The organism is Enterobacter sp. R-25 (assembly GCF_049913205.1).
GTDB lineage: Bacteria > Pseudomonadota > Gammaproteobacteria > Enterobacterales > Enterobacteriaceae > Enterobacter > Enterobacter ludwigii.
Genome location: NZ_CP183982.1, coordinates 1,135,138 through 1,148,943, shown reverse-complemented (window position 1 = coordinate 1,148,943; position 13,806 = coordinate 1,135,138). Strand labels below are relative to the sequence as shown.

The following is a 13,806-nucleotide window of genomic DNA, read 5'->3' as shown; positions in this document are numbered from 1 at the left end:
CGATTCGATCAGCATTTTTTCATAATATTTTTATCAGTCGCCATGATGAAATAGACGATGCTTATACAATCGGTAAAGCGTATGGATAGGTCTTATGCTGCCATTCGACGCGAAGCGTAAACGCTTTTTTACGGGCCAGGTCAGGCGTTGTCTGCTTCAAAAAAATTGCCGTATTTGTTATATTGTTACTTATTGATTATTCACCTCTGCGGTGCCAAAAAGAACAAGATTCACCGCAACCCAGGACAAAGAAATGTTAGATTACCGCTTCCCGACAGCTTTGCAGATGGTTCTCAGCGTAGCGATGGCGGAGCAATCGGGTGAACGTTCGACGAGTGCGATTCTGGCCTACGGACTGGAAGCAAATCCGAGCTTTATCCGCAAGTTAATGGTTCCGCTTACGCGTGACGGCATTATCGTCTCAACCCTTGGCCGTAACGGTTCTATTCATCTTGGTCGTCCGGCGGATAAGATCACCCTGCGTGATATCTATGTTTCTGTCATAGAAGATAAAAAGCTGTGGGCGTCGCGTCCTGACGTACCGGCTCGCTGCGTCGTCAGCGCCAACGCGTGCTGGTACTTTAAATCTATCGCCGATGAAGCGGAGCAGGCTTCGCTAGAGGTTCTGGCTCAACATACCGTGGCCAGCGCGCTGGAAAAAGTCAAAAAAGCCGATACCAGCGGGTGCGATCCGGTGCCTGAAATTGAAGGCCTGCATAAAAAAGCGTAGCCATGCCCTTACTGATACGAAAAAAAACCGCCTTCACGAGAAGGCGGTTTTTTTGTGCCCTGTAAAAACCTAGGCAGGTAAAACGTCGTTGACCGGCTTGCCGCGCGTAACGAATTTACGCAGCGTCACGTAAAACACCGGCGTCAGGAACAGACCAAACAGCGTCACGCCCAGCATCCCGGAGAACACCGTGATCCCGGTGACACCGCGCACTTCTGCGCCTGCGCCGTGGCCGAGGATCAGCGGAATCGTCCCGGCAATAAAGGCGATGGAGGTCATCACAATCGGGCGTAAACGCAGGCGGCACGCTTCCAGCGCTGCTTCCATAATCCCTTTCCCCTGAAGCTCCAGCTCGCGCGCAAACTCAACGATAAGAATCGCGTTTTTACATGCCAGCCCCATGAGTACCACCAGCCCCACCTGCACGAAGACGTTGTTATCGCCCCCGGTCAGCCAGACGCCAAACAGCGCGGACAGCATCGTCATCGGAACGATCAGGATAACCGCCAGCGGCAGGGTCCAGCTTTCATACAGTGCGGCCAGCACCAGGAAAGCCAACAGCACCGCAACCGGGAAGACGATCAGCGCCGTGTTGCCCTGAGTGGCCTGCTGGAAGCTCAGATCCGTCCATTCAATATTCATCCCGTTCGGCAGGATCTGCTTAGACATTCCGTCCAGTTGCGTCATCGCCTGTGCCGAAGAGAGAATGCGCGGATCGGCATCGCCAATCAGATCCGCCGCCGGATAACCGTTATAACGGATCACCGGATCCGGCCCGTAGGTGGTGCTGATATTCACCATACTGCCGATCGGCACCATTTCGCCCTGATTATTACGGGTGCGCAAATTCGCAATGTCTTCCACGCTGTCGCGGAACGGCCCGTCGGCCTGCGCCATCACGCGCCAGGTACGCCCGAACTGGTTAAAATCGTTCACATAAGACGATCCCAGATAGGTTTGCAGCGTACCGAACAGATCGGTCAGCGACACGCCCTGCGCTTTCGCCTTATCTCGATCAACCTGCACATCCAGCTGCGGAACGTTAGCCTGGTAGGTTGAGATCGGGAAATGCATCCCCGGCGTCTGCATAATCGCACCGGACATGGTGTTCACCGCGTTTTGCAGCGCACCATAGCCCAGACCGCCGCGATCCTGGATGTACAGCGAATAGCCCGACCCCTGCCCCAGCCCTAAAATCGGCGGTGGCAAAATGGAGAAACCAAAGCCCTGCTGAATTTGAGCGATTTTGGCATTGATCTCAGCGTTAATTTCCGCCGCCGTGTGTTTACGCTGATCGAACGGTTTCAGACCAAAGAAGACCGTCCCGGTATTCGGCGTGTTGGTGAACTGCAGCGCGTTAAGCCCAGGAAAAGCGACCGCATAATCCACGCCTTCGGTATTCATCCCGATTTCGCTCATTTTGCGGATCACCGCATCAGTGCGGGCCAGTGAAGAACCTTCCGGCATTTTCACGCCGCCAATTAAATACAGCTTATCCTGGGTAGGTATAAACCCGCCGGGGACCGCTTTAAACATGACGCCAGCCGCGCACAGCAGCAGCACATAAACAACAAACACCGCGCCACGGCGTCCGAGCGTTTTCCCCACCAGCCCCTGATAACCATTAGAGCTACGGTGGAAAAAGCGGTTAAACGGACGGAACAGCCAGCCGAACAGACGATCGATAAGCCGGGTCGGGAAGTCTTTCGGGGCGCCGTGCGGTTTTAACAGCAGCGCTGCCAGTGCAGGCGAGAGCGTCAGCGAGTTGATGGCGGAAATCACCGTCGAAATCGCGATAGTCACCGCAAACTGTTTGTAGAACTGGCCGGTTACCCCGGAGAGGAACGCCATCGGTACAAACACCGCGCACAGCACCAGCGCAATCGCGATAATCGGCCCCGAAACTTCACGCATCGCCTGATGCGCCGCCTGAAGCGGAGAAAGCCCCTCTTCGATATTTCGCTCGACGTTTTCCACCACCACGATGGCGTCATCCACGACGATACCGATAGCCAGCACCAGCCCGAACAAACTCAGGGTATTCAGTGAGAAGCCAAGCAGGTAGAGAATGCTGAACGTCCCCACAACCGATACCGGCACCGCGATCAGCGGAATAATCGACGCGCGCCAGGTCTGCAGGAACAGGATCACCACCAGTACTACCAGCACCACCGCTTCCAGCAAGGTCTGTACAACCGCGCGAATGGAATCGCGAACGAAAACCGTCGGGTCGTACGGTGCTGCCCATTTCATATCTTCCGGGAAACGCGTGGCCAGTTCGTTCATTTTCGCGCGCACGGCGTTAGACAAATCGATGGCGTTCGCACCCGGGGACTGGAAGATACCAATCCCGACCGCGTCTTTGTTGTTGAGCTGGGAACGCAGCGCATAGCTGCCAGAGCCCATTTCAATACGCGCCACGTCGCGCAGGCGTACCAGCGAGCCGTCTTGCGCCGTTTTCAGAATAATATTGCCAAACTCTTCTTCCGTGTGCAGACGCCCCTGGGCGTTAATGGAGATCAGGAAATCGCTCTCTTTCGGCAGCGGCTCGGCGCCAAGCTGTCCGGCGGAAACCTGAACGTTTTGCTCCTGCATCGCCGTCACGACATCCGAGGCCGTCAACCCGCGGGCTGCCACCTTGTCGGGATCCAGCCAGATGCGCATCGCGTATTCGCCAGAGCCAAAAATTTGAATCTGGCCCACGCCCGGCAGACGCGCCAGTTCGTCCTTCACTTTAAGCGTGGCGTAGTTACGCATATACAGTGAATCGTACTTGCCGCCCGGCGAAAACAGATGCACCACCAGCGTCAGCGTCGGTGATTGTTTCTGGGTGGTAATACCCAGACGTCGTACATCTTCCGGCAGACGCGCCTCGGCCTGTGACACGCGGTTTTGCACCTGTACCTGCGCCTGATCCGGGTCGGTACCCGGGCGGAACGTCACGGTGGTTACCAGTACGCCGTCAGAGCCTGCAACGGATTTCATGTACATCATGTTTTCAACGCCGTTGATGGCTTCTTCCAGCGGCGTCGCCACGGTTTCTGCAATCACTTTCGGGTTGGCACCCGGATACTCCGCGCGCACCTGCACGCTTGGCGGTACGACGTCAGGATATTCGCTCACCGGCAACAGCGGGATAGCGATTAATCCTGTGATGAAAATCAGAATCGACAGTACTGCGGCGAAGATCGGCCTGTCGATAAAAAAGCGGGAAAAGTCCATATGTCGGATTCTCGGGTAAGGGATCAGTTAAGCGCGGCGCTGGCGGTCATCGGAACGGTTTTCACGTTAACCGGCATACCCGGCATAAACACTTTTTGTAAACCGTCGACGATGACTTTATCGCCAGGGTTCAGCCCCTGCTGCACGATACGTAAACCGGCGGCCAGACGCCCAGGCGTGATATCGCGGCGCTGCGCTTTACCTTCTTTATCAACGATATAAACGTATTTGCGATCCTGATCGGTCAGCACCGCTTTATCGTCGACAAGCGTGGCTTTGAATTCAGCGCTGCCCGGCAGGCGTACGCGGGCAAACAGTCCTGGCGTGAACTGACGCTGCGCATTATCCAGCAGCGCGCGCATACGGATGGTGCCGGTGCTCGGCGTTAACTGATTATCAAGAAAATCCACCTTGCCCTGATGGGGATAACCCTCCTCCCCCACCAGACCAATCTCAACCGGGAGTGCCAGGTGATTACTGGACGCGCCCTGCCCGCTGCGGGCGAGATTTTGATAGTGAAGGTAGGTTGCTTCATCCACGTCAAAGTAGACGTAAACCGTTTTCAGGGAGACCAGCGTGGTGAGGACGCTGGCACTGTCACCCGCGGTGACCAGATTACCGCTGGTGATCAGCGCGCGGCTGGCGCGGCCATCAATAGGCGCGGTCACTTTGGTGAAATCCAGGTTAAGTTGTGCCGCGTCAACAGCAGCCTGCGCGGCGCGAATGTCGGCCTGCGCCTGGGCGGCGGCCGAACGGCGCTGCTCCCACTCTTCACGGGAGACGACGTTGGTATTAACGAGTTTATCGGTACGGTTAGCCTCACTGCGCGCCAGGCTGGCCTGCGTTTTGGCTCTCGTTAAGGTGGCCTGCGCCTGTTCCAGCGCAGCGCGATAGGTTCTGTCATCGATAGTGAACAGCACCTCGCCCTTTTTCACTTCCTGGCCGTCGGTGTAATTCACTTTATCAATGTAGCCGGAGACACGGGGGCGCAGCTGAACGCTTTCCACCGCTTCAATCCGGCCGTTAAAGCTATCCCACTGACTGATGGATTTCACTACCACGTCAGCGGCGCTCACAGCGGGCGCTTGTGGGACGGCATTTTGTGCCACGCCGTCATCGCATCCGACAAGCAGCATGGAGAGGAACATCGCTCCCAGCGCCGTCAGATGAACGTTAACCCAGGGTTTTTGCAGGCTCATTATTTTTATTCCGGTAATGGTAGCCGCCGGGCAAGACGCTGCGGGAGACGCGGCGCCACTTCCTTTGTCCGGACTGGCTTGAGACTATTTGTGTCGTTCATCGCCACAAAACTGTAACAGTTGCGAATACACTATCGCGGCGATTGTAGGAAGGCGTCAGATTTAGTGCAAGAATAATTAATACACTTTATGTGCTATTTGGCTCAGGGGCAAAAGGCGCGTTTTCGGCAAGGATTTAAATGCAACAATAAAACTTGCATTTAATGTCAGAGCGAGTCATCTTTAAATGCAACAGACAAAAATGCTTTTTAAAACGCGGCGTGGGGGAAACCATGAACACTGACGCATTTATTCATGATCTACTCGACTGGATCGACAACAACCTTGAAAGCCGCCTGGACATTAACACCGTTTCCAGGCGCGCCGGCTACTCGAAATGGCATCTCCAGCGGATCTTCAAGGAACATACCGGGTATCCGCTGGCCGAGTATATTCGTGCACAAAAGCTGCAAAAATCGGTCGAGCGCTTAACCCACAGCGATGAACCGATCCTGAACGTGGCGATCGCGCTGGGCTTTGACTCCCAGCAGTCCTTCAACCGCAGCTTTAAGCGTCAGTATGGCCAGGCCCCCGGGGCATGGCGTCGCAGTACCGTCTGCACTGAACGCCAGCAATCAACATAGTGTCGCGGCTTTCGCCGCGACCGGTACTGGCCGGTGGCAAACCGGCCTGTAATCATGTCTCCCGTGTTCACCGCTCAGCCGTCCGTTGAACGTGTTAACGCTTCCCAGCGATCGATTTCCTCACCTAAACGCGCGAGCTTTTCCCGCACTAAACTCAAAGCATCACTGCCAAGCAATAAATGCGTCGGCGGGTTCTGGCTCTCAATGATAGCCAGCATGGCGCGCGCCGCTTTTACGGGATCGCCGAGTTGCTGACCACTTTTTTCCTGACGAGCCTGGCGGACAGGATCGAATAACGCGTCATAGTCCGGGATGCTGCGCGCGCTGCGTACCATCGAGCGTCCTGCCCAGTCGGTGCGAAACGAGCCCGGTGCCACCGCAGTGACATGTATATTGAACGGAGCAAGCTCTTTGCTCAGCGTATCTGATATGCCTTCGAGTGCAAATTTACTGCCGCAGTAATAGCTGATGCCGGGCAGAGTGATGAAACCGCCCATCGAGGTGATATTAAGAATATGGCCGTGACGACGCTGGCGCATGCCCGGCAGCACGGCTTTGATCATCACGACGGCGCCAAACACATTCACCTCAAACTGGCGGCGCATGTCTGCGAGCGAGGACTCTTCCAGTATGCCTTCGTGACCGTAACCGGCATTGTTCACAAGGACATCAATCGGGCCGACGGCAGACACACTCTGCGTAACCACTTCATCAATGTGCGCATAGTCCGTGACATCCAGCAGGCAGCCGAATGCCCGCTGCGTATCGAGTGCCTCGAATGCCTGCTTTGCTTCGGGGGTGCGCACGGTCCCCACGACCCGATGGCCTGCGGCGAGGGCTTCCTCCGCCAGGGCACGACCAAAGCCGCTGCTGACGCCGGTGATTAAGATTGTTTTTGCAGATGCCATAAATAACTCCCATGAACAGTGAAGGTTGCATGGTATTCTCTGCTCTGCCGTATTTTTAGGCCGTATCTTCTCTTTTTATTGCCTGATTTTATGAGGTGCAGTGATGTCCGGGATGATTGCCTTAGTAAAAGCACTGGCGGTGCAGGAGGGGTACAACCTGACGGCGTTGCCTGATGTGCGAATTTTGCGTGCCGACCGCCCGCTTGCGCGAACGCCCGTGCTTTACGATCCGGGGATTGTGATTGTCTGCCAGGGCAGCAAACGCGGCTTTTTCGGTCAGAAGACCTATCTGTATGATGAACAGCACTATCTGGCCGTGTCGGTTCCGGTGCCGTTTGTGATGGAAACCGACGCGTCGGCAGAACACCCCTTGCTGGCGATATATCTGCATCTGGATTTTCAGCTTGCCGCTGAACTGATGTTGCAGATTGAGCAGCATCACGCCCCACATCCTCCCGCTGCGCCACAAAGCATGATGTCGAGCCCGATGGACGACGCGGTAAAAACGGCCGTGCTGCGCCTGCTTGAAGTACTGAACAATCCGCTTGAGGCGGCGATCCTCGGCCCGGCGCGGGTGCGAGAGCTCTATTTCCGCGTCCTGACGGGCGCCCAGGGCAAGGCCATGCGCGCCGCGCTGGCCTTACAGGGGCAGTTCGGCAAAATTGGCAAAGTACTGCAGCACATCCATGCCGCCTACGCTGAGCCGTTAACGCTTAATCAACTGGCGATGGAGGCCGGAATGAGTGTGCCGACGTTTCACACCCATTTCAAAGCGATAACCCGTATGCCGCCGATGCAGTATGTGAAATCGGTGCGCCTGCACCAGGCAAGGATGTTGATGGTGCGTCAGCATATTACCGCCGCCGCCGCGAGCTACGCCGTCGGTTATGAAAGTCCGTCGCAGTTTAATCGTGAATTCAAACGGCTGTTTGGTTTGCCACCCGCAGAGGAAATAAAACGCATGCAGCGTAATTTCGCCGTTCCGCCTGTGCAGCAGGCGTCGATATTTGTCTCTTCCCATTAAGCCTGATACTACATACCAGGCCTGAATACAGGCCTGGTATGTACACGGCGTCATGACGCTGCGGATTGCACTAACTCAGGAACTTACCTTTGAGCAGGTTAAGTCCCGCAGACATCAGGTCGCCCTGGGCCGGGGCTTCGCCCTGCGGTGAAAGGCCGTCGACGATTTTAGGCAGGTATTCAGCAATCAGCGTCGACGCGGTTTGAGAATCCACGCCCAGTTTTGCGCCGAGATCCTGCAGCGCAGGCGATCCAAACACCGATGTGATCTGTTCGCTGTTCACCGACTGATTACTCTGCTGGCTAAGCCACGACTCGACAACGCCGCCCAGGCCGCCATTGCGGAATTTTTCGAGGATCCCCTGAATGCCGCCCTGCTGCTCAATCCAGGTCATGATCGCCTGGAGTTGCTCCGTCTTACCGCCCTGCCCGCCGGCCAGGCTGCCGATTTGATCTAATAATCCCATCACAGACTCCCTACAAACATCGCTAACACGTCCTGATTGACGGCTTACTTAGCCGGGATAATCAGTACCTGACCCGGGTAGATTTTGTCGGGATGCGTCAGCATCGGTTTATTGGCTTCAAAAATACGCTGATACTCATTGGCAGAGCCATACATCGCTTTTGAGATGGCGCTCAGGGTATCGCCGGATTTCACCGTGTAATAGCGGCTTTCCACCCCGCTTTGGGTGACGGTCACGCTATCATTGACCTGACCAATCCCGGTGACGTTACCTACCGCCACCAGAATTTTTTCTTTATCTTCCTGGGAGCCCACGTCGCCGGTCACCGTCGCCGTACCGTCGTCCGCGACATTAATGTTGACCTTTTCGGCACCAGGCAGGTTAAGACTATCAATATGTTTTTTCAGCTTGTCAGCCTGATCTTCCTTGCTACCGCCGGATACAGCATCCCAGATTTTCTCGCCCGCTTCTTTCACAAAACTTAATAATCCCATCTTCCACACCTCCATAACTGTTTCATGGTGAACATTTTCATTGGATCCCGTTGCAGGATGTACGATGCGGTGTCTCCGCTCTGGCTGAAAAATCCGGAAACAGCACAACCTGCCACATGAAGTATATCCAATAAGCGTCAGGGTGCAGGATATTTGCCCTGGTATCGCCGTTATGCCGCAATATAAACAGGGGCTCCCGTCGCCCTCAACGCACCACCTCCACGCTCGCCGACAACCCGGCTACCAGCTCAATCCCCTTCGGCAATGCATCAATATGTATGCGCACCGGGACGCGCTGCGCCAGCCGCACCCAGCTAAACGTCGGCTCGACGTCGGGAAGCCCAAGCCCGCCCGTCTCATCGTTGTTATCACCGATCCCATGGCCGATGCTCTCAACATGCCCGGCAATCACCGGGTCATAGCCCATCAACACGATATGCGCCGTGTCCCCAACGCGAATATGTCGAAGTTTGGTCTCCTCGAAATACCCCACCACCCAGAAACTGTGCGCATCGACGATGGCGACCTTAGTCTCCCCCGCGGTGGCATAGTCCCCCGGGCGAAGCCGCAGATGGGTGATATAACCCGAGACGGGAGCCCGTACGGTGGCATGGGACAAATTAAGCTCGGCCAGCTCCAGCGCGGCCAGCGCACCGTGATAATTCGCCACCGCGACGTTCGCGGCGCTGCCCGTTTGCTGTAAATCCTCGCTGGAAATCGCGGCTTTAATCTGTGCGCGTCGTCTGGCGGCATCCTGTCGCATCACCATCTCATGCCGTCTGGATTCCACCTCCGCCTGCGCGCTGGCCACCGCCAGCGTGAGCCAGTGCGGGTCGATAGCGTAGAGCACATCGCCCCGGTTAACCCAATGGTTATCCCGGACGGCCACGCGGATTACCGGCCCGGATACGTCCGGCGCAATCTGTACCACATCCGCCCGTACCCGGCCGTCGCGGGTCCAGGGCGTTTGCGCATAATGTTTCCACATCATAAAAGCCAGAAGCGTGGCCGCCGCGACGGCACATAACGTCAGCGCATAGCGACCGACCAGAGAAAGTAATGATTTCATCTAAATAACCCCAGCGCGGTCAGGCCCTGCATCAGCAGGAAAAAGGTGACCAGATAAGTTGAAACGTCCAGCAGCGGGCGAAAAGGCAAACGACGGTAGAGCCTGCTGAGGGATAAAAGCGCGATGAGTGCCAGCGTGCACGCCAGCGCCGCGAGCGCGGTGACAAGCAGTCCCGGGATAAAAACGCCCCCGATATTCAGATCATTGACCATCGTCTGCCCTCCGTAATGCGCAATGTAAATCCACCAGATGGCCGACAAACTGGCGCGTTTGTGCATCTGTGGCAGGCAAACAGAGGCGGATGTGGTCGGCGATGTGTTCACGCAAGGCGTCGGTGTCGTTCAGGTGATACAGGCGCGCGCTGATCTCCCTGCTCGCGGGCATACCGCAGCGGCGTAAATGCATCACCGAAAGGCCGATGCGCAGCGCGCGCAGCAGCGGGTTAAGCACCTGCTCTGAGGCACGTCCGCTGCGCTGCAGGCGCGGCAGTAACAGGGCAGCGCGGTCAATCATCAGATTGGTCCAGTGCGTCTCATCCAGCAGAAGCGTGCCCTTCACGCTGCGACGAATATCGCGCTGGCACAGCGTGTGCAGACGTGCGATGGCCGCGTCGGCCTGCACGGTTTGCAGCAGGCTCATGCTGATAACAGCAAAGCCGGTTGCGGCAAACAGCGCAATGGCGGAATTGGCCGCCGTGGCAAAATCTCCGCTGTAGTGGGCACCCAGCTCGCACAACACCGGCAGCGTCAGGGTGATCCCCATCGCCATAAACGTGGTGGGAGGACGTGCCTGAAGTGACCCGGCCAGCAGATATACCGGCGCCAGCACGGCCACCAGCACGGGGAAATCGCTCACCTGCGGAAGCAGCGCAAAGCTGTACAGCAGGCTAATCAATACGCCCCAGAACGAGCCAATAATGTATTTCACTATGTGCGGAGCCGGGGTGTCGAAACTGCCAAACAGCGTGCAGCAGACCCCAAGGATAGAGACCGCCGTGCTGCCATCGGGCCAGGCGGAGAAGATCCAGACCAGGCAGCCGCTCAGGATAATGGCGAACGCGCCCAGCGCGGTGCGGGCGGCAGTAAGAGGATCGCGGTGAAAAACATACCCTTTAACTGCCCTGCCCACCGTCAGTCCCTGGGCGGGCTTCGCATGGTGGATGGCATCAGAAAGACGTTCGCACTGCTGCAACAGCGCAATGGCCTGCGTCAGATAACGGACAAAACTGGCCTGTAGCGCGTCGTCCATCGTCCGGGCCTGTGCAGCGTAGCGCTCTGCGAGCTGTTCACTGCGTGCTATTAACGCATCTGCCGTGCTGGGGCGTGCAGCATTTTTATCCCCCAGCCAGGCCTGAACGTCGTCGAGCAATACCTGCAACCCGGCAGGCACCGTCGCCGGTAAGCGATCGCGTAATTCACAGTTGACGATGACCAGCCGCGCCAGTCGGTCATGGATAGCCTTTCTGCCCTGCCGCACCGGAGCAGACAGGGCAAAATCATACGGAATATGGTGGCTTATACCCTGCAGAAACTGCAGCGCCAGCGCCAGATGCAGCGGGTCTGAAACCGCGGCGGGTTTGCCTGCGAGGGTGTCAGCCACCCGCTCACGCGCGGCGTGCAGGGTTTGCGATAACTTACTGTTGAACAGGCCGGAGATACGCGCGGGTAACACGTAGCGATGTATCAGCGCCGCGCAGAAGATCCCAATGACAATCTCCTGCACACGGATAATGGCGATATTAAAAATCCCGCCGGGGTCGGATACCGCAGGAAAACCAATCAGGCTCGCAGTGTACCCGGCCAGCACAAAGGCATACGCCCGCGGGGTGCGCTCCAGCAGAGATAAATAGAGGCAGAACGTGATCCAGCCCGACAGCATCACACTGCAGAGGATCGGCATATTGACGAAGACAGGCACGATCGCAACGGTGGCGCAGGCCCCCACAACGGTGCCGGCCAGACGATAGAGACTTCTGCTCAGCGAGGCCCCCACCGACGTCTGCGACACGATATAGACGGTAATAATGGCCCACGATGGACGTTCTAGGCCTATCGACAGCGCAATGGAGTAAGCGAGCATCGCCGCTGCAAAACTTCTCGCGGAATAGAGCAACGCACTGGCATCGTTACGCAGCACGAGAGATAACCGCTCACGCATGCCGCGCCACAAATAAGAATGAAAAGCGTTTAATGTGTTCATGCCAGAATTATTACTGGCTTGCGAACCCGCTTAAATACTCTATTCTGTCAAAAAATACCTAAATGTTGCCAGAAACGTGAAACCTCAACTTGCCAATACGCTCTTCGACCCTGACGCCACCGCATGCCCGGCCGTAGCCCGACATCTGGATTTCGTGGAGTACGCCGCGGAAGTGCCGGTGCACACCCACCGTAAGGGGCAGCTGATTATTGCTTTGTATGGCGCGGTGATTTGTCATGCGGAAAATGATATCTGGATCGTGCCGCCAGACTGTGCCGTCTGGATCCCTGGCGGGATCGCACACAGCGCCAAAGCGACCTGGAATGCTCATCTCAACTATCTGTTTATTGAGCCCGGTGCCGCCGCGCTGCCGGAGAAATGCTGCACGCTGGCCATTTCCCCGTTAATCAAAGCGCTGGTTGACCGTTTGACGCATGAACGCGTTGATTATCCGTCAGAGAGCCATGCCGCACGGCTGACCAGAGTGACGCTTGATGAGCTCGCCAGCATGCCGCAGCAGAAGCTGAGCCTGCCCGTTTCAGCCCATCCCAAAATACGCGCCATGGCCGACGCGCTGGTCAGCCATCCTGACGACAGAAGCACCCTGAAAGCGTGGGCGAAACGGCTGGCGCTGAGCGAGCGCTCCTTTGCGCGTTTGATGGCGCGCGAGACCGGGCTGAGCTTTGGCCGCTGGCGTCAGCAGCTGCAGTTGATTATTGCCCTGCAGGAGCTGGCAAGCGGTGTCCCGGTCCAGAACGTGGCGACAACGCTTGGGTATGAATCCGTGAATGCGTTTATCACCATGTTCAGGAAAGCCATGGGCACCACGCCCGCGCACTATTTTGCCGAACGAAAAGTCAGCGGCCGTTAACCCGGCCCTTCGCTGCCTGCAGCAAGCAGGGGAACCAGCACATCGCTAATCGGAACGGGAATACCGTGAGCACGACCATAGCGCTGGATCACGCCGTTGCGGATATCCCACTCCATGGGACGGTTGGCCTGACGATCGGCGAGGATAGACGTGCCCAAATCGGCAGGTGCGCGCTGGAAGTTCGCCAGGATCTCCTGCGCAACGTCATAGTGCAGCACCGCGCCTTCTGCCCGGGCCACGGCAAGCCCTTCGCGCAGATACGCCAGCGCCAGCTCGCTGATATCCTCACGGGAGAACATCCCGGCACGACGATTCGCAAGCACCATCAGGCCTGCAACCGCATTTTGCAGCAGCTTGCGCCATGCGACGGTAAGAAAATCTGCCGACAAGTCTACCGCGCAGCGCGTGCCGTTCAGCGCATCAGCTACCCGTTTTGCCTGCGGCACATCCGGCAGCGTCAACCGCGGACTGGCGCGCAGCCAGACGGACGCATCCGGCTCACGCTGCGCCGGGAACCAGACCACCGACGGCAGTACCGTCGCGCCATTGACCCACGGTGCCAGCTGGGCCTTTTGCTCGACGCCGTTTTGCAGCGCGCAGACCACCGTGTTTTCATCGCACAGCGCGTTCAGCCATCCCGCGCTGTCGGCGTTCTGGGTCGTTTTCACTGCGATAAAAACCAGATCGTACGGACGATCGATGACCGTCGGATCGGTAAATACCGGACCGGGTACCACGATTTCACCCTCATCGTGCCGCAAACGTAATTGCGGATGTGCGGTACGTCCGCACAGTTGCGGCGTGCGGCCAGCCTCATGCAGCACCGCAGCGATAGTGGTTCCGATTGCACCGGGTCCAATCAGCGCAATGGTTGGATAGTCAGACATTGTTAACTCCCCTGGTCGCTAAAGCCCTAATCAGTGTGCCGTGGCGTTCAGCAT

Annotated in this window: 13 protein-coding genes; 4 read left to right on the top strand and 9 right to left on the bottom strand. The window is 57.0% G+C overall.

Annotated elements, in window-relative coordinates; all coding sequences use genetic code 11:
* Window positions 1–253 precede the first annotated feature (253 nt).
* Window positions 254–730, top strand: coding sequence for an RrF2 family transcriptional regulator (locus ACN9MQ_RS05410; RefSeq protein ID WP_020885097.1), 477 nt, complete (start codon window positions 254–256; stop codon window positions 728–730).
* A 69-nt stretch (window positions 731–799) separates the two neighbouring features.
* On the opposite strand, the gene oqxB is transcribed toward ACN9MQ_RS05410, so the two are convergent.
* Together oqxB and ACN9MQ_RS05400 are read right to left on the bottom strand one after the other, a co-directional pair.
* Window positions 800–3,952 (bottom strand): multidrug efflux RND transporter permease subunit OqxB, encoded by a 3,153-nt coding sequence (oqxB, locus tag ACN9MQ_RS05405; RefSeq protein WP_020885098.1) that lies wholly within the window; start codon window positions 3,950–3,952, stop codon window positions 800–802.
* 23 nt (window positions 3,953–3,975) lie between these two features.
* Window positions 3,976–5,151, bottom strand: coding sequence for an efflux RND transporter periplasmic adaptor subunit (locus ACN9MQ_RS05400; protein WP_284962500.1), 1,176 nt, complete (start codon window positions 5,149–5,151; stop codon window positions 3,976–3,978).
* A gap of 332 nt (window positions 5,152–5,483) precedes the next feature.
* Between ACN9MQ_RS05400 and ACN9MQ_RS05395 the strand changes: the two genes are divergently transcribed.
* Entirely contained in the window at window positions 5,484–5,834 is a 351-nt protein-coding gene (locus ACN9MQ_RS05395) for a helix-turn-helix domain-containing protein (protein ID WP_025204752.1), read from the top strand.
* A 74-nt stretch (window positions 5,835–5,908) separates the two neighbouring features.
* Here the strand turns inward: ACN9MQ_RS05395 and ACN9MQ_RS05390 are convergent, their stop codons facing one another.
* Window positions 5,909–6,742 carry an oxidoreductase gene (locus ACN9MQ_RS05390; RefSeq protein ID WP_426262680.1) on the bottom strand — a complete coding sequence of 278 codons (834 nt, stop codon included), beginning with the start codon at window positions 6,740–6,742 and terminating at the stop codon, window positions 5,909–5,911.
* Between the two features lie 103 nt (window positions 6,743–6,845).
* Here ACN9MQ_RS05390 and ACN9MQ_RS05385 point away from each other — a divergent pair, with 103 nt between their 5' ends.
* Window positions 6,846–7,766 (top strand): AraC family transcriptional regulator, encoded by a 921-nt coding sequence (locus ACN9MQ_RS05385; RefSeq protein ID WP_160890631.1) that lies wholly within the window; start codon window positions 6,846–6,848, stop codon window positions 7,764–7,766.
* Between the two features lie 70 nt (window positions 7,767–7,836).
* Here the strand turns inward: ACN9MQ_RS05385 and ACN9MQ_RS05380 are convergent, their stop codons facing one another.
* The 5 genes from ACN9MQ_RS05380 to ACN9MQ_RS05360 form a co-directional block, all read right to left on the bottom strand.
* Window positions 7,837–8,232 carry a YidB family protein gene (locus ACN9MQ_RS05380; RefSeq protein WP_020885102.1) on the bottom strand — a complete coding sequence of 132 codons (396 nt, stop codon included), beginning with the start codon at window positions 8,230–8,232 and terminating at the stop codon, window positions 7,837–7,839.
* A 44-nt stretch (window positions 8,233–8,276) separates the two neighbouring features.
* On the bottom strand, window positions 8,277–8,726 hold the full coding sequence (lysM, locus tag ACN9MQ_RS05375) for a peptidoglycan-binding protein LysM (protein WP_020885103.1): 450 nt from the start codon (window positions 8,724–8,726) through the stop codon (window positions 8,277–8,279).
* 205 nt (window positions 8,727–8,931) lie between these two features.
* Window positions 8,932–9,795, bottom strand: a complete 864-nt coding sequence (locus ACN9MQ_RS05370) for a biotin/lipoyl-binding protein (RefSeq protein WP_032677594.1) — start codon at window positions 9,793–9,795, stop codon at window positions 8,932–8,934.
* Entirely contained in the window at window positions 9,792–10,007 is a 216-nt protein-coding gene (locus ACN9MQ_RS05365; RefSeq protein WP_020885123.1) for a DUF1656 domain-containing protein, read from the bottom strand. The genes ACN9MQ_RS05370 and ACN9MQ_RS05365 overlap by 4 nt, the downstream gene beginning before the upstream one ends.
* Window positions 9,997–11,994: an FUSC family protein gene (locus ACN9MQ_RS05360; protein ID WP_426021400.1), complete on the bottom strand. Its 1,998-nt coding sequence runs from the start codon at window positions 11,992–11,994 to the stop codon at window positions 9,997–9,999. Before ACN9MQ_RS05360 ends, ACN9MQ_RS05365 begins: the two co-directional genes overlap by 11 nt.
* A 76-nt stretch (window positions 11,995–12,070) precedes the next feature.
* Between ACN9MQ_RS05360 and ACN9MQ_RS05355 the strand changes: the two genes are divergently transcribed.
* Complete coding sequence (locus tag ACN9MQ_RS05355) at window positions 12,071–12,865, top strand: AraC family transcriptional regulator (RefSeq protein WP_014168979.1); 795 nt, start codon at window positions 12,071–12,073, stop codon at window positions 12,863–12,865.
* Here the strand turns inward: ACN9MQ_RS05355 and ACN9MQ_RS05350 are convergent.
* Window positions 12,862–13,752: an oxidoreductase gene (locus tag ACN9MQ_RS05350; protein ID WP_426021401.1), complete on the bottom strand. Its 891-nt coding sequence runs from the start codon at window positions 13,750–13,752 to the stop codon at window positions 12,862–12,864. The two genes, ACN9MQ_RS05355 and ACN9MQ_RS05350, sit on opposite strands and share 4 nt — an antisense overlap.
* Between the last annotated feature and the right edge of the window lie 54 nt (window positions 13,753–13,806).